The organism is Alphaproteobacteria bacterium 33-17, assembly GCA_001897445.1.
GTDB lineage: Bacteria > Pseudomonadota > Alphaproteobacteria > Rickettsiales > 33-17 > 33-17.
Genome location: MKSX01000027.1, coordinates 199,870 through 220,942 on the forward strand (window position 1 = coordinate 199,870; position 21,073 = coordinate 220,942).

Genomic DNA, 21,073 nt, shown 5'->3' on the forward strand with positions numbered 1-21,073 from the left:
CTTAACAACCTAAAAGAGCAATTAATATGCAAGCAAAACACCCTATTTTTGACAAATCTTCAATGACAGCTGAACAACTTAAAGCTTGGGAAGAAATTAAAGCGTCTCAAGTTTTATTCAATCAAACAGGAAATCATTGTAATACAATGGCTAACTTATATAATAGCGGTCATAAGGAAGCAGCAATGGAATATTTTAATAATATTGCAGACGATGAAATGCGTTTCTCGATCATTTTACATATAACGGATAAACCATCATTTAGACCATTGTTTATCGACCTATGGAATTCGCTCAATAATGAGCAGCAATATAAAATTACGTCTTATCGAAATTTTCGTTTAGTACCAGTACGTTCTGAAAATAATCAGTTTGATGTATGTAAGATTATTTGGGATTCTGCAACTGATGAGCAAAAGCATGAAATATATAATGCTCAAACATTTAAGTATCTGACTAATGCATTGAAACATAGCAATATTGAAATGGTACAGTTACTTTGGAATTTTGCATCCGAAGAAAAAAGAAATGAAATCATTAATGATGAAGCGTTTATAAAGTTAACTCTTTGTAGCGCTCTTAAGTCTAAATCTTTGTTTGGTTTGAGCTTCATGTATAAATTGTGCAATAAATTTAAAGAAATGCAGGCATTTGAAACTCTTGTTGCACCATTACAAATTTGGTCACCTATAAACTATTCAAAATTGAAATTTGACCTCGACCCATGGGTTGAATTATACGATGAGTTAGCTGTTAAAATTGCTGTCTATAATGGCGAAAACCCAGTTTTGTGTGACACTACTGCAATTCTAATATCTTTAAAAAATAAAGGATTAAGTGCTAATGAAGCGAAACAAAAACTAGAAGGCTTTGAAGAATCCATTGCTTACGGTATTAAAGTTAAAGGCACACAAATTACAATTGACGAAATTAATAAATATAGTCAGGAACTTGCTGATAAAAACAAGCAATCTTCAGCTAGTGCTACGGAGTCAGTTCGCTCTCAAATTGATAGTGAAAGAGAAAACAACATCAACGTACCTGAAAACTCAAGAAAAGCGTAAATACTGAGAATAAGTCAGGGGTTTGAAACCCTGACTTATCACACAAAATTGACAAAATACCTTGTATGCTTCTTCTCACCTGTTTTTATAAACGCCCCCTTTTCTACCATATCATGTAAATCACGGGTGGCAGTTGCACGTGAAGCATCGGTAATGCTAATATAATTTTCAGCACTTAAGCCACCTGTAAAACCATCAATTCCTTCATTTAACACCCGTGTCAAAGCCTTAAGTTGCCTTTCATTAAGTAAATTTTTCACCCTGTCGTATAGCTTTGCTTTTTCAATAATAAAGTTTATTTTTTTCGCTGAATCTTCCTGAGCAGCAATAATAAGCTTTGCAAAATACTCAAGCCATGAACTAATTTCAAGCGACTGATTATTTTCCTCAAGCATTTTATAATAATCTTTCTTATTTTTAGTAATGCTTGTTGAAAGGGCTATAAGTAAAGGATAATTCGCTGCTTGCGCAAGCGCTTTGGTTGCTATTGCCCGCCCTATTCTCCCATTACCATCTTCAAATGGATGAATACATAAAAAGTACAAATGACTTATTGCCGCCCTTTGTAATGCTGGCAGTGGCTTTTTACCATGCGGCGATGTTTTATTAAACCACTTTATAAAAGCATCCATTTCCTTTTTAACTATTTTTGATGGTGGCGCTTCAAAATGCACTTTTGGGTTATGCATTGATCCCGATATCACCTGCATTGGGTCATCATGCGTACGATAACGTCCTATATCATGAATATCACGTCTACCATTTGTAAGCATTTTATGCCAATTAAATAGGGTTTCATGAGTTAGATTTTCTTGGTAATTATTATACAAATCTACCATCATTTCAGAAATACCACTTTCAGCTGCTGTAATTCTTCGGTTATCTGCCTCTAACCCAAAATTTCGCTTTAAAGATATCTGAATACTATCTCTATTGAGATATTCACCCTCGATTTCCGATGTTTTTACAGCTTCGTCGCTAATAAGCTCAATAGTTAAATTATCTCTATCACTGTCAGAAATATGCCTTACAGCCCCAATTGCAATACCTGCATGAATTAGAAAGTCTTTTTCATATTTTTCAATAACTTCTGGCTTAAATTTAAAATTAGCCCAGTCATCTTGTTGCCAGTTCCATGTTCGCATGAGTTATAAACCAATAATCTATTACTCATAATTATATCATTAATTGAGCAATACAGCAAGGCTTTATAAATCATAGATATAGTTTTTTATATCGCAGTTTACAACGATATCCTCGAGAGAATATATTTGAAACTTTAGTATTATTTGTGGATTGCCACAAAATGCTTTGCATTTTTCGCAATGACATACTTCTACTCTCTCACCATCGTGAGGACACGAAATTTTCCTTGGAGATATAAAATAATACAATTTATAAATATCATCAATTTTTAGTGGATCGCCATAGAAAATTCCATTTTCTTCAAGATTGCAGAAGTTCAGTGACGCAAAAGGATTCGCAATATACTTATCAAAAAATGGCTGACCGTAATGACCATAAAGAACGTTATGAACCTCTACAATTCTAATACTCAACAAGAATCACATAGTCTAGCTTTTTAAAATTTACAGCAGGAGTTACAAAATATTCGTTATTTTTTATTTTCGTTACGGTTCCAACCAAAAGCCCTGGTGGAAAAAGTTTACCATCGCCTGATGTGAAAACGAATTCACCAACCTCTATTTTAGTATCTTCTGACAGATATTTCATTTTTAGAATGCCATGATCATGTGTGCCTGATACTATTGCGCGTTCTCTTGTTTTTTCTGTAATAATTGGTATATGTGAATTCATATCATTAACTAACATTATTCTGGAATTTTTTTCCATAATGTCAATTACTCTGCCAACCAAACCATCCTGATTAATTACTGCCTGACCTTTTTTAATTTTATCTGCCTCTCCACCACTTACCATTATTGATGAAGAATAAGGCGTTGTCAGGTCGCCTAATACATAAGATGTTACAAACTCAATTTTTTTATCAGGAACTATATTCATTAGCTTCTTTAAAGCTATGTATTCCTGTTCCATATGACGGGTCATAAGGAAATATTTCTCTAAAACCCTTTTTTCTTCACGAAGTCTTTCGTTTTCTTGTTTAAGACTAACAAACTCACGAGCGTTGTCTATCATTTCATTTATTAAATGATAAAAGGCATTTTGCTTTTCCTGAACCACCATGAGCTTAGATAAAGTAAAATGCCTTATTGTGTTAGTATAAGCATAGTTATTAAAGTCAGATATTAATAGCACTACTGATAAAAACAGATAAATTAATATCTTGTTACTACGAATCAATAATGCAAAATCTGAAGCTATTGATAACATTTAAGCCTAATTAGTCTTGTTTAAATAATACATGCTGGAATTTCTTCATGTTCTCAAGTACCTTACCTGTACCGATCGCAACGCAAGATAACGGATCTTCAGCAATAAATACCGGAAGACCTGTAGCCTCACGAAGTACGTAATCTAGATTCTTAAGAAGAGATCCACCACCAGTAAGAACAATACCTTTATCAACGATATCTGACGAAAGTTCAGGCGGAGTACATTCTAAAGCAATTTTAACAGCCTCAACAATTTGACTAACTGGCTCTACTAAGCTTTCAGAAATTTGAAGTTCATTTAATTCAATTTCTTTTGGCACACCATTAATAAGATCACGCCCTTTAATTTCCATTGTTTTACCAATTCCATCAAATGGAGCGCAAGCAGCACCAATTGTTTTTTTGATTTTTTCAGCGCTTGATTCACCAATTAAAAGGTTATGATGTCTGCGAATATATGAAATGATTGCTTCATCCATTTTATCACCACCAACTCTTACCGACCTTGCATATACAATTCCGCCAAGTGAAAGTACTGCAACTTCAGTAGTACCACCACCAATATCAACAATCATAGAACCTGTAGGCTCGGTTACAGGAAGATCAGCACCAATTGCGGCTGCCATTGGTTCTTCTATAAGGAACACATCGCGCGCGCCTGCACTTTCTGCTGCATCCTGAATCGCTCTACGCTCTACTGGTGTTGAACCAGATGGTACGCATACTATAATAAGTGGTCCTGTAAAAGTTCTGCGGTTATGTACGGTTCTGATAAAGTGCTTAATCATTTCTTCAGCGCCTTTAAAATCCGCAATTACACCGTCTTTTAATGGGCGAATAGCTTCAATTTCAGAAGGAGTTCTACCTAACATCATTTTAGCCTGATGACCGAACGCATATGGTCTTGTAGTACCATTCTCTTTAAAAAGAGCAACCACTGAAGGCTCATTTAAGACCACCCCACGTCCCTTAACATAAACGAGAGTGTTTGCCGTACCTAAGTCAATTGCCATATCGCTAGACATAAAACCGAGAAGCTTACCGAACATTTTTTACCTTTTTGAACTTGTTATTTCCCTATATTTCAATATATTAGAAAAAAAACACTAATATAACAAGTTTAATTTTACGATTATGTACACTGTAATTGAATTTATTTCTGCAATAATACTAGGACTAGTTGAAGGACTAACGGAATTCCTACCTATTTCATCTACTGCTCACTTAATTTTTGTTCAAAAATTTATACCTATCTCAAGTGTTCCTAATGAATTATTTGATGTTGTTATTCAGCTAGGTAGCCTTGCAGCATTTGTAATAATTCGTAAAGATTTTTTATTTCAAAATGTTGTCGGCTTCTTTAAAAATCAAACTAACCATCGCAACTTTGGACTTTATATTATATTAGCAATGCTTCCAGCAATTATTATTGGCTTTGCATTATCTGATTTTATCGCTGAACTTAAAACTATTCCTGTAATTGGCACAAGTTTAATCATAGGCGGCATCATTTTAATAATGGTAGATAAATACAAACCTGATACTTCAAACGATGATATGTATAAACTTGGTTTTAAAAACGCCCTGGTAATAGGTATTATTCAGACAATTGCTTTTATACCAGGTGTTTCACGTTCTGGAAGCACAATATGCGCTGGCATTTTAACCAAACAATCCCGCAATGTTGCGGTTGAGTTTTCATTTATGTTAGGCTTAGCCACTATGATAGCCGCTTCAAGCTATAGTTTAATTAAATATATACATGCATTTAACAAAGAAACAGCACCTATTATTATTGCTGCGATGGTTAGTTCGTTTTTAAGTTCATTATTCACTGCAAATTTTTTAATAAACTTCCTCAAAGTGCGTGGACTTTATATATTTGGAGCATACAGAATTATTGTAGGGTTTATTTTCATTATCCTTCTTTAAGATTTTTCTTATGCTTTTACAATATACTGGATTACTAAATTCCTTAAGCGTATGTTTTATTACCATTCTCATGTATGATGGGTCTATATCTGCAAGTTCTGCTATAATATCAAAATCTTCTTTTTCTTCTCCGAATGCAAACTTTATAAGCGCATTTTTAGCTTTGCTTCGAGATCTTGCGGTTTCAGCGCATATAAAATTTTCTAAGTCCTGCGTCAAAACTTTTTGATACAATTTTCTAATTTTGATAATCTCTTTATTATAGTAGTTGTTAGTTGGCAATTCTCTTGCTGACATTTTGCAATACCCTTAAATTTATATTAATTATACATATACTCTTAATTATTAATTAACTATTAAAAAATTAATAATTTCCCTTCTTAGTTTGGTCATTATACATATATTTTTAATTTACGCAAGCATGGGTTGAAAATTTTATTTCTATATATATCAGAGAGTTATCTTTTCGTAAGAAAAAAATTTTATAAATCGCTATCAATTAACAGCTAATTTATAATAACGTTATTTACTTCACTTAAAACTTGAAAAAAACATGTAATATATAGTAACATATAAATATATATTAATTATGGTATCGGTATAATTATGCGCGTAGCTTATATAATGGCTTTGGTATTAGGTTTTTCTTCAGCAGCAAATGCAGCAAACTTAAATTTATTAGAGAAAGATGATTTTGATGAATACGGCATGCATTTTGAAGTTATTCAGGATCCATTTGAAAAATTAAACAGAGCTATATATAGCTTCAATAAAGGTTTGGATACAGTTGCTTTAGAACCAATATCAAAAGTTTATAAAAAAGTAGTACCAGATTTTGCAAAAAACAGAGTTAATGATTTCTTTGTAAATTTGAGTGAACCAGTATCTATGATAAATCATTTATTACAAGGTAACGGCGAAGGATTTTTCCAAAGTTTTTCAAGATTCTTAGTTAATTCTACATTAGGCTTACTTGGAACAATGGATATTGCAGGACTTAATGGTGTAAAGAAAATGAACACAGGCTTTGCTGATACAATGGCTAATGCCTGCATAACAAGCGGCTCATATGTAGTTCTTCCTATTTTAGGACCTTCATCTACACGCGATACTTTTGGTTTGGTTCTTGATAGCGTTTCTGATCCATTTAATTATATATTACATAAAGATGCTACACTTTCACTTAAAGGATTGCAAATCGTTCATAATCGTGATAAATATGCACAGTATTTGAAAGATATCAAGGACTTATCTTTTGATGAATACACAATGGTGAAAAGCACATATTCACAAAAACAACGTAAGCTAAAAAACTGTAAACCAGGTAAAAATAATGCTTAAATCTCTAAAATTATTTACTACAATTATCTTAAGTGCGAATCTTGCATTTGCTAACAGCGCCGATGATATTAATACAAGCAAAGACTTTATAACTAAATTAAGTGAAGATACAATATCGTTAATTCAAGACACAAAACTTGAAGAAAAAAAGAAATTTAATTTGCTTAAAGATAAATTCCTGGAAAACGTCGACATTAAATGGATTTCACGTTTCGTTTTAGGACCAAATTTCAGAGAATTAACATCTGCTCAGCAAGATGAATTTTCAAATCTTTACAGAGAATTCCTTGTTAATGCTTATGTTCCAAAATTCAAAGAGTTTAATCAGGATAAAATCCGCATTGAATCTGCATCGCAAATTGGCGAACACAGATATAAAGTTTCTACATTAATTGACAGAGTGAACAACCCTGATGTTAAAGTAGAATATATGATTAAACCAAGCCAAACTAAAGTTGGAAGCTTACAGATTTATGACATTGTAGCAGAAGATGTTAGCATGATCACAAATCATAGAACAGAATTTACATCAGTTATTGCCGAGAAAGGTTATGACGGTATGATTGCTCATCTTAAAAAGATGATTAATCAAGAAAAAAGAATGGACTAATTCCATATAATCAATAATAATAAAGCTTTTATTTCTTCAATTTCAGGACTGGCTTTTCTTTATCCCAGTAAAAAACAACCTGATCATTTACCCTTAATGGTTTTTTTTCTGTGATTCTTAAAGTATAATTTTGTGTGTCATCACAATAAACATTATACTCATAAGTTCCAGAACCCGCTTTATTGAAGTCATAAACATATCCACCTGTTCCACCTATTACAGCACCAGAAGCAGAACCTACCAACATTCCACTAACAACAAGAACTGGTATTGACTCAGCCCCCATTCCAAAAGTCATTGCTGTAAGCGCCATTCCGGTCATAGCACCTGCGGTAGCACCAAAAAAACCACCTACTAATGCTCCTGTTCCAGCTCCGACTGCAGTACCTTTCGATGGGCTATATTTCTTACCTTCAACATTCTCAACAGAAGAAACATAGCAATTTTTATGATGAGGAGGTAATTTTGTTTTACAACTTGATAACAAAATTGCAGCTATCAAAATAATTATTCTAATCATCAAATCTACCTTTATTTATTTTTGATAAAGCTATTGAACGCCTAACTCTTGCTTAACTTTATTAAAGTTATCATCAGACATTTCAACTACCTTTTCTCTATAAACTAAAGTTAATGGATTTAATAAGTCTGTAAAACCATGTACTTTAGACGTAACTCGGTGGGTTAAGCTTGACGAGTATGTACCAGATTGAGTCATGACTTGCTCATATTTATCTGACACATCGTTTTTATACTCAACAAAACCCCTTCCATTATAAGGATTAATTAAATCAGATATTATTCCGCCTACAAAACCTAATTTTTTCTCTATCCATCCACAAAATATAAAATGCTGATCTCTAACTCTTGTCATAGTATTGCCAATGCTTGTTTTAGTACTGTCTTTAATAGGAAGTTTGCAAATAATTTTTTCAAATGTAAATCTATAGATATCTGTTTTTGCTAAAAAACTACCAGCAACGTATGCAGATACGTATTTTGCCGCCATAAATATACTGCTGCGAGCTGCCGAACCTAATAATAATCCAAACACGTTAAAGCCAAGCACAGATAACCCCGCACCTAAAGCAAATCTAGATAATGATAATAATGTACCTTTAGAGAAGAACCCTTTTTGACTAACATTTCTAATTTTTGCATGTTTAGCGTAAGATGCTGCAAATTTTTCGTGATTTTCATCGTTAAATTGTAGTTTTGCCATAATATTTCCCATTATTTATTATTAAACAAGCAAATTATACAATATATTAACGACTTGTCAATGATTAATTAACTTAAAATTAATAAATTAACCAGCGTTTACTAAATTCTGCACTGAGCCATAATTAAATAATTCTAGCAAAAATCTTGTTTTTTCAGGGAGTTCCTTAACGCCTATCGCTATCAAGTGATCAGCCTCCTGATTCGCAAGTTCCAGAAGCTCTTTGTCGTTAGGAAATAATGCATATTTAAAAAATAAGCCACCGCTTTGGCGCGTACCAAGCACCTCACCGCCACCACGCAGCTCTAAATCTTGCTCAGCTAAACAAAAACCATCCTGACTATCACGCATAGCATTAAGGCGCTTCATACCCACAGCGCTTACTTGCTTAGAATATAGCAAAATGCAATAAGATTCCAAATGGCTTCGTCCTACGCGCCCCCTAAGCTGATGAAGCTGCGCAAGACCAAAACGTTCGGCATTTTCAATTACTATGCATGTTGCTGTTGGAACATTAACGCCAACCTCAACAACAGTAGTTGATACCAAAATATTAATATCTGAGCTAAAAGCAAAACGCTCCATAATCTCGTTTTTTTCCTGATTTTTCATCTGTCCATGCAGCATTGCAACCTGAGATCCATACATTTTTTGCAGATCAAGGAATCTATCATTTACAGAAATAGCATCTATATTTTCAGATTCTTCAACAAGAGTGCAAATCCAGTATATTTTCTCGCCTTTATCTATAAATTTTTGAAGAGATCTTTTAAGTTCCTCAAGCTTTGCAAAATTTACACATTTTGTATCGATTGGCTTTCTACCTTCTGGCTTAATATCATTAATGGAAACGTCAATGTCACCATAATTTGCAAGCATAAGCGTACGCGGAATTGGGGTTGCCGTCATAAGTAATACATCGGTTGCCTGCCCTTTTTCAGCAAGCATTAGCCTTTGTTTTACGCCAAATCTGTGTTGCTCATCAATAACTGCAAGCTTAAGGTTGTGAAATTTAATATTATCCTGAATAAGGGAATGCGTACCAACTATTATATCAAGCTCACCATTTTCACATTTTTGGATATTTTCTTGCTTTAATTTAGATGGCATCGCGTTTTTCAGCATGCCAACCCTTAATCCAAAAGGCTCCAGCATCTCGCTTATACCATAATAATGCTGCTGAGCTAATATATCTGTAGGAGCCATAATAACACTCTGCCCGCCTTCAGAGATCGCGGCAAGCATAGAAATAACGGCTATAATGGTTTTTCCACTACCAACATCACCCTGCACTAAACGCATCATAGTTTTATCTGACTTTAAATCATGAAAAATTTCGCGCAAAACCTTTTGCTGGCTCTCAGTTAAGGTAAATTTAAGGCTGGCTACAAGCTTTTTGATATTATCGTTATTTATATGTAGTGGCTGCTTTATTGCTTTTTGCTCAACCTCACGTGAGTGCTTTAACATAATGGTATGAGCCAGCAGCTCATCCATAGCTAGGCGTCTTATTGCATTGTCATAATCTTCTCTTGAGCAAGGAACCTGGTAGTGCATTTTTTGCAGCGCTTCTTTAAAGCTTGAAAAGTTAAAATGCCTGATAAATCTGGCTGGTAGCCACTCAAGTTCATCCTCTACATGAAGTATACAGCGGTCAATTAAGCTACTGATAATCTTAGAATTAATACCATATGTAAGCGGATATTTTGCTTCCACTTTTCTAATTATATTTAGCTCTTTAGAAGTATAAAAATCAGGATGCACCAGCTGCATTTTATTCATAAAGAATGTAATTTTACCTACGAAAGTATATGACTCGCCAATTTTAACCTTTGGTAAAATATGATATGGCACGAAATTGAAGAACACTACATCTAGTGGCTTATCAAGCACTTCGCATTCTATAGTAATTCTGTGTTTATGATTTCGTGGTAAATTTTTATATGGCGGAACTTTAATAACTTTAGCTTCTATAATATATGTAATGCTGGGATCTATGCTTTGAAGCGAGTCTAAATGCTGTTTGTGTTCCGCACCGAACGGTCTGTGCATTAATAAATCTTTAATAGTGTATATACCAAGGCGATGAAATGCCTCTTCTAATTTTTCGCCTACGCCTTTTAATATTCCAACTGGTTTAAATAAGTAATTATCAAGCATTTTAAACAGGCTGTGGTGAGTGGTGATATGCACCTCTAAAGTAAATAAGTGGGTTCTTTTTATCAGCTTTTGCAACGTCTAAATGGATTACCTTACCTATAATAATGTAATGATCACCTGCTTCATAATCAGTAAATTTTTCGCATTCCATAAATGAAAGATTCGGAAGTATTATTGGCGAACCTGTTGCCCCTAATACGTAATTTATGCCATCCCATTTATCAGGATTGCTAGATGAAAAACTTTTAGCAATATTATGCTGAGAGTAATCAAGAATAGTTACAGCAAACGAATCGCTTTCTAAAAAAGCACCCAAAGAACGTGAAGATTTATTAAGGCAAAAAAGCACTAATGGCGGCTTAAGTGAAACAGAAGTAAAAGAATTAACAGTTAAGGCATAAAGCTCACCGTTAGAATCTGAGGTAGAAACCACTGTAATTCCAGTAGAATAATGGCTTAAGCATTCTTTAAAGTCTTTTTCTGAAAAATTCCCACCTAACACGCTTTCCTCTATATAGTAATGGTTTTCACCTGTATTATATAAGGATATCTGCATATTTTGCAATACATTAATAATGTTTGAAACTAGCATTTAAATAATTTTTAGAAAAATTACAAATAAGTGCTTGACTAGTTTAGAAAAGATGTATATAAAACTCCCTTGTGATTCAGATACAAATCACATCCTTTTAGGGGGCGATTAGCTCAGTTGGTAGAGCGTTACGTTTACACCGTAATGGTCGGCGGTTCGAGTCCGTCATCGCCCACCAATATTTCCATACACAAACTATTAGTTATATTACTAGATTGCCACAAAATGCAAGGCATTTTTCGCAATGACAACAGGGTGTTACAGCCAGGTCATTGCAAGCAAAATGTAATTCTGCGCGGCAATCTATGAGATAATGCCAGAGTTTTACTAAATTCCCACGATGGTAGCTACGCACTTCTCGGAATGACATAGCTGTCTACTTTGGAATTTCTTGTCCGCCCTTTGGCTTGCTTCCACCCGGTAAAGTAGGGGCAACAGGCTCTATAGATGGATTATTCTTTGCCTTTTGCTCAACAAACAATTTGTGTTCCATTAATGCATTTGAAGAAGATTTAAACTTATCCATATCTTCCTTAGATAAAGATTTTACAGGAGGAGCTGGTGGTGGAACTGGTATTTCTCCTGCAGATGCAGCCGCTGGAGCTCTTAATGGTGGTGGTGGTGGAGCGGGAGGTGCTGGAGGCGCAGCGGGTTCTAGAGCTGGGTCATTTAGCGGAAGGTTATCGCCAACTTCCTGATCCCTAGTTTGCCCACGACCAGGTTCTTGTCCTCTACCTTTAATGCCAGCTATATCTGGAATTATCTCTTCACCTTCGAAATCAATTTTATTTTTACGACCATATTTTATACCAATATCTACTGCTGCAAATATCAGAGTAACACAAGCTAGCGCAATACCCGCAGGTGGGAAAACAAAAACTGCCGCTACCGCAAATGCACATAATAAACCATATATAGTTGTTCTGTCAGCAGGTGTGAGCCAATCCTTTCTGTATTTAGCAGTACCTTTCGCTGTATCAAAACCTTGAGCCTCACCTAAATTCTGTACACCCAGCTCTTGTGCATCACCAAGACCTGCAGGGTCTGGCGCGGGTGGAGTTGCACCTTGCGCTGCTGCTGGAGCGTTACTTAAGTCGCGCTCTTTAAAACCCAGCTCAGACATTCTATTTGAGATCTGACCTTTAAAATCCTCTAATTTATCAACAAGAGGCTTTACAATTCCTGCATCTATTGATTTGTGATTTTTCAAATAATCTAAATGACTATTGATTAAGTTATATGAGTTTTCAAAGCCCTGCTTTACTATATCATCAACATTATAATTTATTACTTCAAAAGGATTTTTAGGATTATCTAATGTTAATGTAGTACCTGCGCGTTCTTCACGTAGAATTTCATTAACATTTAACGCCTGTTTTTCAGTCAATATGTGATGATTAACAATATCTTCCATTTCTTTGTAATTAAGACTTAAATGGGTTTTATCATTATCTATATTTTCAAGTTTATTAGTATCATAGAACTTGTTTCCAGATTCGCCGTAACACAAAGACATTAGCTCAGCAACTTTAGCAGCATTAGCTCTATCCGTTAAATTAGCACCCTTCAGACTCTTTTCTAAAGAATCTAAATTTTGCATCCTGTTATCAAATAAAGCAAGCAGGTTAATAGCATCTTTCATAAATACACACCCAAAATTAAAACATCGTTAACATATATACTAACATATAAAAAAACAATTTTAAATACTTGAATTCTATCCAAATAATATTTATCGCAGTTTTTCCTTTTATTTTAGGAACTTAGCGATATTTTTAACAAAGATTATTTACGATCTGGCACTGATTTCTCAGTCTCAGTAACCACTTTACCAGGTTTATGACCCACTCCTGTTTCAACACTAGCTTTATGCTTAGATGCAATACCATCAGCCATGCCTTTCACAGTATCCTTGTCATGCTCTGGCAATGAATCAATTACGCTAGTTGAGCGACTTTTTGCATGCCCCTTATCAACCGATGGCGCTGACTCATCTGCTGGTGTCATAGCCGCATTTTTAGCCTCTTCTTTAGCTGCTTTCTTTTTATTTTGTCGAGTTTTTACACCGTCTGCAATTCCCAGACCTACCCCTACCGCTACAACTACTATAGCCAAAGGCCATGCAAAAAGAGCTGTAAGAACAGCCATTGCTGCCATAGCACCATATACTTTGCCTCTGTTAGATGATTTAAACAAACCATCCTTAGGCTTTTTATCTTTACCCTTTTTGCCACTAGTATCTTGTGACTTATCAGCTTTGGAATCTTTATCAGCTTCTTTTGGTGCTTTATCTTTTTTTGAATCTTTTGCCAAATCTTCCTTTTTGTCTTCTTCTTTATCAACCTTTGCTTCCTTAGGTTTTTTAGCTGAAGTCTCTTTTGGCTTAGCAACTTCTGGCTCAGGCTTTTCCTTGACCTCTTCAGCTTCTTTAGCTACAGGCTTTTCGACTGCAACTTCTGGTGCTTTGGGTATTTCTCTATCTGACTTATCTTTAGCTTCATTACTCTTTGTTACTGAATTCTCAAGCGTATAATCTATTGCAACACCAATTTTCTTTGAAAGCTCTGATACTTCAGCAGCGTCAAGACCACTAGCACCCTCCAGAGCCTTACTGTGATTTCGCAGTCTTTGTATGCTACCATATTGTCTTGCCGCAATTAACTGCGTAGTGTTTAACTCACTTCCATCAACAATAATCTTTTTGTCTTTAATAAGTTTATCTAATTCAATTGAGGCTGATTCAAGGTTAATATCTTGTGATATATGCTCAAGTCTTTCTGAGAAAGCAGGGGTGGACAATTTTTTTGCCATATCACCAGTCATTTTTTCCATTCCGCGATAATAAGTAGAGATATTTGTCCCGCCAGCAATTCTGGTTGTTGAATAAAATTGAGCAATATTTTGAGCAAGTTCAGGTGAAAGCTCGCCAGAACCTGCATTTTTAACTTCTTTAATTAAAGCTTCTGCAGTTTTAATTCTTGAACTTTGGTTTTGCTTAATACGGGAGTCAAGTTTTTTAACAAATCCGTTATCAACTTTAGCTGCTATGGGCTTTTTATCTTCGGGCATCTTTAAGTCTGGTTTTTTTACCTCGGCTACTTCTGGATTTGTAGCTTGCTCAGCATTAGACTTTTCAACCTCAACAGCAGAAATTGTTGGAGCATTAACAACTTGTGCAGCAGATGATAAATTTTGCTGACCAGTATTTTTAGTTTGAGAAGAAATTTTTTCTGTATTATCAGAGATTCTGTTTTTAATAGCTTCTAACTTTTCAATGAGTTTCTCTGAAACAGATTTATCTAGCAACGTGGTGTTTTTTAGATATTCCAAGTTTTTATCAATAAAGCTTTGTGAATTAGCTAAGCTGTTACTTACCATTAACTTCACTGAAATGCTAGCATTTTCATTAGGTTTATTAGGATCAAATACTACAAAACTGTCATTAATATGACCGTTAATAAGCATTTCATTGTTCATTAACGCTTTATTTTCGGCTATTATATGATAATTTATAATTTCAGTGAGTTCAGTACTATCTATACCTGGATTTTTATCAATTATACTTTTTAAATCGTTATTTTTAAAATAATCCATTGCTGGATCTCCATGACATTTGATCATGAGATCAACGAAACCAGCCATAAAATTTTGATCCTGAGTATCGATATTTTCAATATATGTTCTTAACTGACCTAAGTTTGCATCCCTATTATTAAACAGTGTATTTTTATCGATATTAGATTTCATGTTAGTACCTATATTAAAAATAAATTAATATTTATACTAACATATAAAAAGGCGATTTTAAATACTTGAATTTTGCATAAATTTTATTTATTGTAATTTTTGTCATAATTACAGTAGGTTATATGGAGTTATTTTTTAATTTAATACACAATATTTTATCATTTATAGTAATACTTACTATAATAGTTTTTGTTCATGAATATGGTCATTATAAAGCTGCTTTAATAGTTGGCGTTAGGGTAAAGGCATTCGCAATTGGCATGGGCAAAGAGATTTTCGGCTGGTTTAATAAAAACGGCACAAGATTCAAGTTTTGCATTTTACCTATTGGCGGATACGTAAGTTTATTTGGTCAAAATGAATTTCTATCAGAATCAAAATATAATGCCCGAAATTTAAGTGAAGTAGAAAAAAGCTACGCCTTTGATTTCAAATCAATTCCAGAACGTATATTTATCGTATTTTCAGGACCTTTTGCAAACTTTGTATTAGGGTTTGTTTTGCTATTTTTAATCCATATAATTTATGGATATACATATTTTCCTGCGCAAATTGGTAACGTTGTTGATAAATACCCTGCAAAAACAGCAGGACTTAAAGCAGGTGATATTATACTTGAAGTAAATGATGAAGTAGTGAAAAACTTTTCAGATATTCAAAATCATATTTTTCTAACCCCTGAAGGTGATACCGTTAAGCTCAAAATTGAGCGTAATAATAAGGAAAGAATAATTGAAGTTAAGCCAAAATTTGACGAAATAACCGACGTTGCTGGTTATAAAGTTAAAATCCCAAAGCTTGGCATTATTAACAGCAGCCCACAAAAACGTAAGCTATCAATTGTTGAAAATTTACAAAAAAGCGCACATGAAATTGTAAATATGATTACCTCAACATATAAAGGCTTAAGCCAGATTTTACTTGGTGATAGAAGCCCTAAGGAAATTGGCGGGGTTATTAAAATCGCAGAATATTCAGGAAAATCCACACAAGCAGGTTTTGAAAGATTTTTATTATTTATAGTAGCACTTTCGGTTAACTTAGGATTTGTAAACTTACTTCCAATCCCTGGTCTTGATGGCGGATATATTGCGTTATATTTAATAGAGTCGGTAGTAGGGAAAAACATTTCAGAAGCAATAAGTGGCTATGCCTTAAAAGTTGGTGTTGCTATTATTATAAGTTTGTTTATATTTACAACATATAACGATATTTTAGGATTAATAACGAAATTGTTATGATTAAACGCACCATTATTTTATTATCTTTACTCAGCACATCTGCAAACTGTTACGCAAGCGTAATTGTTAAGGGTAACAAGCGGGTTGACGCTGATACTATTCTAGTTCATGGCGGCATTAATGTTGCTAACAGGAATGCTAAACTTGATGAAAGTCAAATTGATATTGCAATTAAAAAGCTATATGAAACTGGTCTTTTTAAGAAAATTTCGGCAAGCAATTCTGCAAATGATACAATCATCAATGTTGAAGAAAATCCAATGATTCATACCCTTGTTATTGAGGGTAATCGCAGGATTAAAAACGAAGAGATTTTGCCTGAACTTATTCTTAGTGAACGCTCTATATACAATATTCTTAAAGTACAAAAAGATGTTGAAACTATCCAGCGTTTATATCAAAAGACAAGCCGTTACGCAGTAAAAGTTCATCCGAAAATTATTGAACTTCCTGGTAATAAAGTGAATTTAGTTTACGAAATTACAGAAGGCGGAAGAACTTTAATTGGTAATATACATTTTGTAGGCAACAGTGTTGTTAGCAATGGTAAACTTAAAGATGTCATAAACTCTAAGGAAGATGCCCTCTTCCGTTTTTTCAGTACAGGTCCAAGCTTTGATATTGATAAAGTAAATTACGATAAAGAACTGATCACCAGATTCTATCAATCCAGAGGCTACGCCGATGTTGAAATAAAAACTCCGGTAGTAGAACTTGATTCTAACCAAAACTGCTTTGATGTAACGTTTATCATCAACGAAGGTAAGCAATATAAATTTGGCGATATATCGATTGAAAGTGAAATTGAAGCTGTTAATGCTGAGAACCTCAAAAAATTTGCAAAAGTTAGAAAAGGCTCCACTTTTGACAATACTGAAATTGAAGATATAACTCAAAAAATTACTGATTACTTAGGGGATCAGGGCTTTGCCTTTGTTGACGTTGAGCCAGAGATGGATAAAACAGAAGACACCATTAATATAAAATTGATCATTAGAAATGCACCTAAATATTACGTAAATAAAATTAATATTAAAGGCAACCTTCGCACTTATGATAAAGTTATAAGACGTGAAATGAAGGTGACAGAAGGTGATGCATTTAAAGCTTCAGAAATTACTGCTGCTGAACAAAAAATTAAAGACCTAGATTTCTTTGAAACAGTTGAAGTTGATATTAAACCACTTGAAAGATCGGAAGATAAAGTAGACATTGATGTTGAAGTAAAAGAAAAATCAACAGGTTCTATGAACTTTGCTGTTGGTATATCTGACTTACAGGGTGCGGTTGCTAAAATTGTTTATAGTGAAAGTAACTTCACGGGTCGCGGTCAAAAAATCAGACTTTCAGCTACTAAAACTAAGCGTGATACTGATTTCGAGCTTAATTTTACAGAGCCATACTTTTTAGATTATGACTTATCAACTGGGTTTGATGCCGACAACTTATTTAAAGATAAAAGCAAAGAACGTAGTTTCACAAGCCATACCAGAAGCTTTAGCCTAAGAGCTGGATATGACTTAACAGATCATTTATCGCATGCTTTATATTACAAAATACGTAAAGAGAAAATTGGTGACCTTGATAATAATGCGTCTATTTTATTACGTGAGCAACAAGGTGATAATACATTATCTGTAATCGGTCATGGATTTAACTTTAATACATTAGATAGTAAAGTTTACCCTACTAAAGGCTTAAATATATCTTTATCACAGGATCTTGCGGGGCTTGGTGGCTCTACTGCATTTATGCGACATGAATTTAAATCTTCTGCATATGTTCCAGTTTACAAAGAGGACGTAGTTTTACAACTTACAGCAAGTGCAGGTCAGGTAAACTCCATCAGAGACAAAAAGATTCTTGCAACAGAAAGATACTTCTTAGGTGGCGACACAGTTAGAGGCTTCAAAGATTATGGCTTTGGTCCAAGAGATAAAACTACAGGAGAAGCACTTGGTGGTAATGCATTCTATAGTGCTAAAGCCCAGCTTTCTTTCCCTATCGGTCTTCCAAAAGAGCTTGATGTTAAAGGCTTAGTATTCTCTGACTTTGGTTCACTTTATAAACTTGATTATAAAAATTATGCATTTGGTACAAGAAGCTCTGTTAACGACACTAACCGCCTTAGAGCATCGTTTGGTACAGGTTTAATATGGAATTCACCAGCAGGTGCTATTTCTGTAAGCCTTGCAAATCCGTTTAAGAAAGAACACTTTGATAAAGAAAGAAAGTTCAGATTCTCAATTTTATCTGAGTTTTAATTATATTTATACTACTATGCGGGATCAATTGCCATATGGTAGTATAGTTAGAATTCAATGTGGCGCTTATATTTAGACAATGCCAAGCATTGTTATGTAATTTTTTATATGGCGAAAAACAATAAAAATTCTTCCGCATAATTTTTTTAAACTTGTAGTCCTTTCTTTTGATAATATTTAAGAAAATAATCTAAATTTTCATACCTATATAGAAATTTAGTTGCTTTTATAAATATAGCACCAGAGTATTTTCTGCCTTCAGACACACTTTAATACACAACAAAGTTTATGCTTAAAATCAATTAGGTTGAATTTTCACAGAAATAATGAGAACATGTAGCAAAATTTATATTTTTTATTTTATTAAGGTGCAAGAAGCAACTAATGACACGTAGTAAAACCTACATGAGTGAGGAAGCAACGCCGCACATAATTACAAATTACGAATCTATAATATAGTCTTTTAATTTTATAATGTGAGTTTAGATAAAATTATTTTATCAATGACAATCTTTTATGCATTTCTATAATGCCTTCAACCACTTTAGGATCTGCAAGAGTTGAAGTATCACCTATTTGACTATATTCACCTTCAGCAATTTTCCGCAATATTCTGCGCATAATTTTGCCTGACCTTGTCTTAGGAAGATCTGCACATATTAAAATAATATCAGGCGTTATTATAGCACCTAATATTTTGCGCACCCATGCTTTAAGCTGATTGCCTAAATTCTCATCAGCTTCAAAACCTTGTTTTAAAACCACATAGCAAAATATGCCCTGCCCCTTAATTTCATGTGGGTATCCTACTACAGCCGATTCTGCGACCTTTGCGTGGGTTATAAATGCACTTTCGACTTCAGCTGTACCAATTCTATGACCTGAAACGTTTATAACATCGTCAACCCTACCTGTTATCCAGTAATATCCATCTGCGTCACGTTTAGCGCCATCACCAGAAAAATACGTATTTTTAAATGATGCAAAATATGTAGTATAAAAGCGATTATGATCGCCTAAAATTGTTCTTGCCTGACCCGGCCATGAATTTTTAATGCAAAGATTACCCTCGCCGCTTCCGATAACCTCTTTTCCTTCGTTATCAAATAACACTGGCTCAACACCAAAAAATGGTTTGGTTGCAGAACCTGGTTTTAAATCTCTTGCTCCAATTAACGGTGTAATCAGAATACCACCTGTTTCAGTTTGCCACCACGTATCTACTATTGGGCAACGTGAATTACCTGCTACTTTATATAACCATAGCCATGCCTCGGGGTTAATAGGTTCGCCAACGGAACCCAGCACTCTTAAAGTATTACGTGAGGTTTTTTTAACAAAATCATCACCCTCTTTCATAAGGCTTCTAACTAATGTTGGGGCGGTATATAAAATTGATACTTTATATTTATCAACTATTTGCCAAATTCTTGAATAATCAGGATAAGATGGAACACCCTCAAATACAACTGAAGTCGCAGCGTTTGTAAGTGGACCATAAACCACGTATGAATGCCCTGTTATCCAGCCGATATCTGCTGTTGACCAGTATACGTCTTCATGTTTATAGTCGAATATATATTTATGAGTCATCGCCGCATAAACTAGATAGCCACCTGTAGTATGAACTATTCCTTTTGGCTTATTGGTTGATCCTGATGTATACAGAATAAATAGCTGATCCTCAGCATTCATATGTTCAGGGTCACAATTTGCATTGCTATCAACCTGAATGCTTTCCATTAGAATATCTTTGGAACCTAGCTTAATTTCAACTTCAGAATTTTTAAATACTAAAACCTTTTCTATTTGCGTATCTTTTATAGCTTCATCAACGCTGGCTTTAAGCTGCACTTTTTTACCAGCTCTATGTGATACATCTGAAGTTATAATATATTTTGCCTTAGTATCTAAAATACGGTCTTTAAGAGCATTGGGAGAAAACCCTGCGAATACCACAGAAATTACCGCTCCAATCCTTGCACATGCAAGCATTGTATATATCGCATCTAAAGTCATTGGCATGTATATAACAACTATATCGCCTTTTTTCACTCCAACAGCCTTTAATTTAAGAGCTACTTCTACAACAGACTTGTATAAGTCATTATAAGTTATTGACTTTGACTTACTGCCATCATCGCTTTCAAAATAATATGCAATTTTATTGCCATGCTTGTTTAAATGACGATCAACGCAATTATAACAAACGTTTAAAGTACCATCTTCAAACCATTTTATGTGTAGGTCATTTTCACTGAAATTTGCATCGCTAATTTTTGTTGGTTTTTTATACCAAGATACAATATCAGATGCATTTGCCCAGAATTTTTCAGGGTTTTCCACCGATTCTTTATACATTTCGTCATAAAGTTTGCGGCTTATATGTGCTTTTTGTTCAATATCAGAATTTACATGAAAAATCTCAGTCATAACTGTACCATATAGTAATTGCAGTTGGATTGTAGTTTAGGAATAACGAACGATGTGTAGTTATTCCTATATGAGTGAGGAAATGACGCATATTACGATTCAAATCCAAT

At 34.2% G+C, this 21,073-nt stretch carries 17 protein-coding genes and 1 tRNA gene; 7 read left to right on the top strand and 11 right to left on the bottom strand.

The window, feature by feature from the left end; all coding sequences use genetic code 11:
• Nucleotides 1–26 precede the first annotated feature (26 nt).
• On the top strand, nucleotides 27–1,064 hold the full coding sequence (locus BGO27_05780; protein ID OJV12228.1) for a hypothetical protein: 1,038 nt from the start codon (nucleotides 27–29) through the stop codon (nucleotides 1,062–1,064).
• A gap of 38 nt (nucleotides 1,065–1,102) precedes the next feature.
• Here BGO27_05780 and BGO27_05785 read toward each other — a convergent pair whose 3' ends face one another.
• The 4 genes from BGO27_05785 to BGO27_05800 form a co-directional block, all read right to left on the bottom strand.
• On the bottom strand, nucleotides 1,103–2,209 hold the full coding sequence (locus BGO27_05785; protein ID OJV12229.1) for a cell filamentation protein Fic: 1,107 nt from the start codon (nucleotides 2,207–2,209) through the stop codon (nucleotides 1,103–1,105).
• 63 nt (nucleotides 2,210–2,272) lie between these two features.
• The gene (locus BGO27_05790) at nucleotides 2,273–2,623 is read right to left on the bottom strand and encodes a hypothetical protein (GenBank protein OJV12230.1); all 351 of its coding nucleotides are present in this window, start codon (nucleotides 2,621–2,623) and stop codon (nucleotides 2,273–2,275) included.
• Nucleotides 2,613–3,419: a rod shape-determining protein MreC gene (locus tag BGO27_05795; GenBank protein OJV12231.1), complete on the bottom strand. Its 807-nt coding sequence runs from the start codon at nucleotides 3,417–3,419 to the stop codon at nucleotides 2,613–2,615. Before BGO27_05795 ends, BGO27_05790 begins: the two co-directional genes overlap by 11 nt.
• 10 nt (nucleotides 3,420–3,429) lie before the next feature.
• A complete protein-coding gene (locus BGO27_05800) occupies nucleotides 3,430–4,470 on the bottom strand; it encodes a rod shape-determining protein (GenBank protein ID OJV12232.1) in 1,041 nt (346 codons plus the stop codon).
• An 85-nt stretch (nucleotides 4,471–4,555) separates the two neighbouring features.
• On the opposite strand from BGO27_05800, the gene BGO27_05805 reads away from it, so the two are divergent.
• The 3 genes from BGO27_05805 (at nucleotide 4,556) to BGO27_05815 (ending at nucleotide 7,304) form a co-directional block, all read left to right on the top strand.
• Nucleotides 4,556–5,353: an undecaprenyl-diphosphatase UppP gene (locus BGO27_05805; GenBank protein ID OJV12233.1), complete on the top strand. Its 798-nt coding sequence runs from the start codon at nucleotides 4,556–4,558 to the stop codon at nucleotides 5,351–5,353.
• A gap of 606 nt (nucleotides 5,354–5,959) precedes the next feature.
• A complete protein-coding gene (locus BGO27_05810) occupies nucleotides 5,960–6,694 on the top strand; it encodes a hypothetical protein (protein ID OJV12234.1) in 735 nt (244 codons plus the stop codon).
• The gene (locus BGO27_05815) at nucleotides 6,687–7,304 is read left to right on the top strand and encodes a hypothetical protein (GenBank protein OJV12235.1); all 618 of its coding nucleotides are present in this window, start codon (nucleotides 6,687–6,689) and stop codon (nucleotides 7,302–7,304) included. Before BGO27_05810 ends, BGO27_05815 begins: the two co-directional genes overlap by 8 nt.
• A gap of 28 nt (nucleotides 7,305–7,332) precedes the next feature.
• Here BGO27_05815 and BGO27_05820 read toward each other — a convergent pair whose 3' ends face one another.
• The 4 genes from BGO27_05820 to BGO27_05835 all read right to left on the bottom strand — a co-directional run bounded on the left by BGO27_05820 (nucleotide 7,333) and on the right by BGO27_05835 (nucleotide 11,242).
• Complete coding sequence (locus tag BGO27_05820; GenBank protein OJV12236.1) at nucleotides 7,333–7,824, bottom strand: hypothetical protein; 492 nt, start codon at nucleotides 7,822–7,824, stop codon at nucleotides 7,333–7,335.
• Between the two features lie 30 nt (nucleotides 7,825–7,854).
• Nucleotides 7,855–8,526, bottom strand: coding sequence for a hypothetical protein (locus tag BGO27_05825; GenBank protein ID OJV12237.1), 672 nt, complete (start codon nucleotides 8,524–8,526; stop codon nucleotides 7,855–7,857).
• Between the two features lie 87 nt (nucleotides 8,527–8,613).
• Nucleotides 8,614–10,686, bottom strand: a complete 2,073-nt coding sequence (locus tag BGO27_05830; protein ID OJV12238.1) for a hypothetical protein — start codon at nucleotides 10,684–10,686, stop codon at nucleotides 8,614–8,616.
• A 1-nt stretch (nucleotide 10,687) separates the two neighbouring features.
• Complete coding sequence (locus BGO27_05835) at nucleotides 10,688–11,242, bottom strand: hypothetical protein (protein ID OJV12239.1); 555 nt, start codon at nucleotides 11,240–11,242, stop codon at nucleotides 10,688–10,690.
• Nucleotides 11,243–11,380: 138 nt separating this feature from the next.
• On the opposite strand from BGO27_05835, the gene BGO27_05840 reads away from it, so the two are divergent.
• Nucleotides 11,381–11,456, top strand: a tRNA-Val gene (locus tag BGO27_05840).
• Between the two features lie 198 nt (nucleotides 11,457–11,654).
• On the opposite strand, the gene BGO27_05845 is transcribed toward BGO27_05840, so the two are convergent.
• A complete protein-coding gene (locus tag BGO27_05845; protein OJV12240.1) occupies nucleotides 11,655–12,920 on the bottom strand; it encodes a hypothetical protein in 1,266 nt (421 codons plus the stop codon).
• A gap of 143 nt (nucleotides 12,921–13,063) precedes the next feature.
• Nucleotides 13,064–15,025, bottom strand: a complete 1,962-nt coding sequence (locus BGO27_05850; GenBank protein OJV12241.1) for a hypothetical protein — start codon at nucleotides 15,023–15,025, stop codon at nucleotides 13,064–13,066.
• Between the two features lie 122 nt (nucleotides 15,026–15,147).
• On the opposite strand from BGO27_05850, the gene BGO27_05855 reads away from it, so the two are divergent.
• On the top strand, nucleotides 15,148–16,266 hold the full coding sequence (locus BGO27_05855; GenBank protein ID OJV12242.1) for a hypothetical protein: 1,119 nt from the start codon (nucleotides 15,148–15,150) through the stop codon (nucleotides 16,264–16,266).
• Complete coding sequence (locus BGO27_05860) at nucleotides 16,263–18,530, top strand: outer membrane protein assembly factor BamA (protein OJV12243.1); 2,268 nt, start codon at nucleotides 16,263–16,265, stop codon at nucleotides 18,528–18,530. Before BGO27_05855 ends, BGO27_05860 begins: the two co-directional genes overlap by 4 nt.
• A 492-nt stretch (nucleotides 18,531–19,022) precedes the next feature.
• On the opposite strand, the gene BGO27_05865 is transcribed toward BGO27_05860, so the two are convergent.
• Entirely contained in the window at nucleotides 19,023–20,963 is a 1,941-nt protein-coding gene (locus BGO27_05865) for an acetate--CoA ligase (protein ID OJV12244.1), read from the bottom strand.
• Between the last annotated feature and the right edge of the window lie 110 nt (nucleotides 20,964–21,073).

Bases quoted from the DNA above. Each gene is read 5' to 3' on its own strand.
- BGO27_05780 (OJV12228.1), top strand. From the start codon at position 27: ATGCAAGCAAAACACCCTATTTTTGACAAATCTTCAATGACAGCTGAA.
- BGO27_05785 (OJV12229.1), bottom strand. From the start codon at position 2,209: ATGCGAACATGGAACTGGCAACAAGATGACTGGGCTAATTTTAAATTT.
- BGO27_05795 (OJV12231.1), bottom strand. From the start codon at position 3,419: ATGTTATCAATAGCTTCAGATTTTGCATTATTGATTCGTAGTAACAAG.
- BGO27_05800 (OJV12232.1), bottom strand. From the start codon at position 4,470: ATGTTCGGTAAGCTTCTCGGTTTTATGTCTAGCGATATGGCAATTGAC.
- BGO27_05805 (OJV12233.1), top strand. From the start codon at position 4,556: ATGTACACTGTAATTGAATTTATTTCTGCAATAATACTAGGACTAGTT.
- BGO27_05810 (OJV12234.1), top strand. From the start codon at position 5,960: ATGCGCGTAGCTTATATAATGGCTTTGGTATTAGGTTTTTCTTCAGCA.
- BGO27_05815 (OJV12235.1), top strand. From the start codon at position 6,687: ATGCTTAAATCTCTAAAATTATTTACTACAATTATCTTAAGTGCGAAT.
- BGO27_05820 (OJV12236.1), bottom strand. From the start codon at position 7,824: ATGATTAGAATAATTATTTTGATAGCTGCAATTTTGTTATCAAGTTGT.
- BGO27_05825 (OJV12237.1), bottom strand. From the start codon at position 8,526: ATGGCAAAACTACAATTTAACGATGAAAATCACGAAAAATTTGCAGCA.
- BGO27_05830 (OJV12238.1), bottom strand. From the start codon at position 10,686: ATGCTTGATAATTACTTATTTAAACCAGTTGGAATATTAAAAGGCGTA.
- BGO27_05835 (OJV12239.1), bottom strand. From the start codon at position 11,242: ATGCAGATATCCTTATATAATACAGGTGAAAACCATTACTATATAGAG.
- BGO27_05845 (OJV12240.1), bottom strand. From the start codon at position 12,920: ATGAAAGATGCTATTAACCTGCTTGCTTTATTTGATAACAGGATGCAA.
- BGO27_05850 (OJV12241.1), bottom strand. From the start codon at position 15,025: ATGAAATCTAATATCGATAAAAATACACTGTTTAATAATAGGGATGCA.
- BGO27_05855 (OJV12242.1), top strand. From the start codon at position 15,148: ATGGAGTTATTTTTTAATTTAATACACAATATTTTATCATTTATAGTA.
- BGO27_05860 (OJV12243.1), top strand. From the start codon at position 16,263: ATGATTAAACGCACCATTATTTTATTATCTTTACTCAGCACATCTGCA.
- BGO27_05865 (OJV12244.1), bottom strand. From the start codon at position 20,963: ATGACTGAGATTTTTCATGTAAATTCTGATATTGAACAAAAAGCACAT.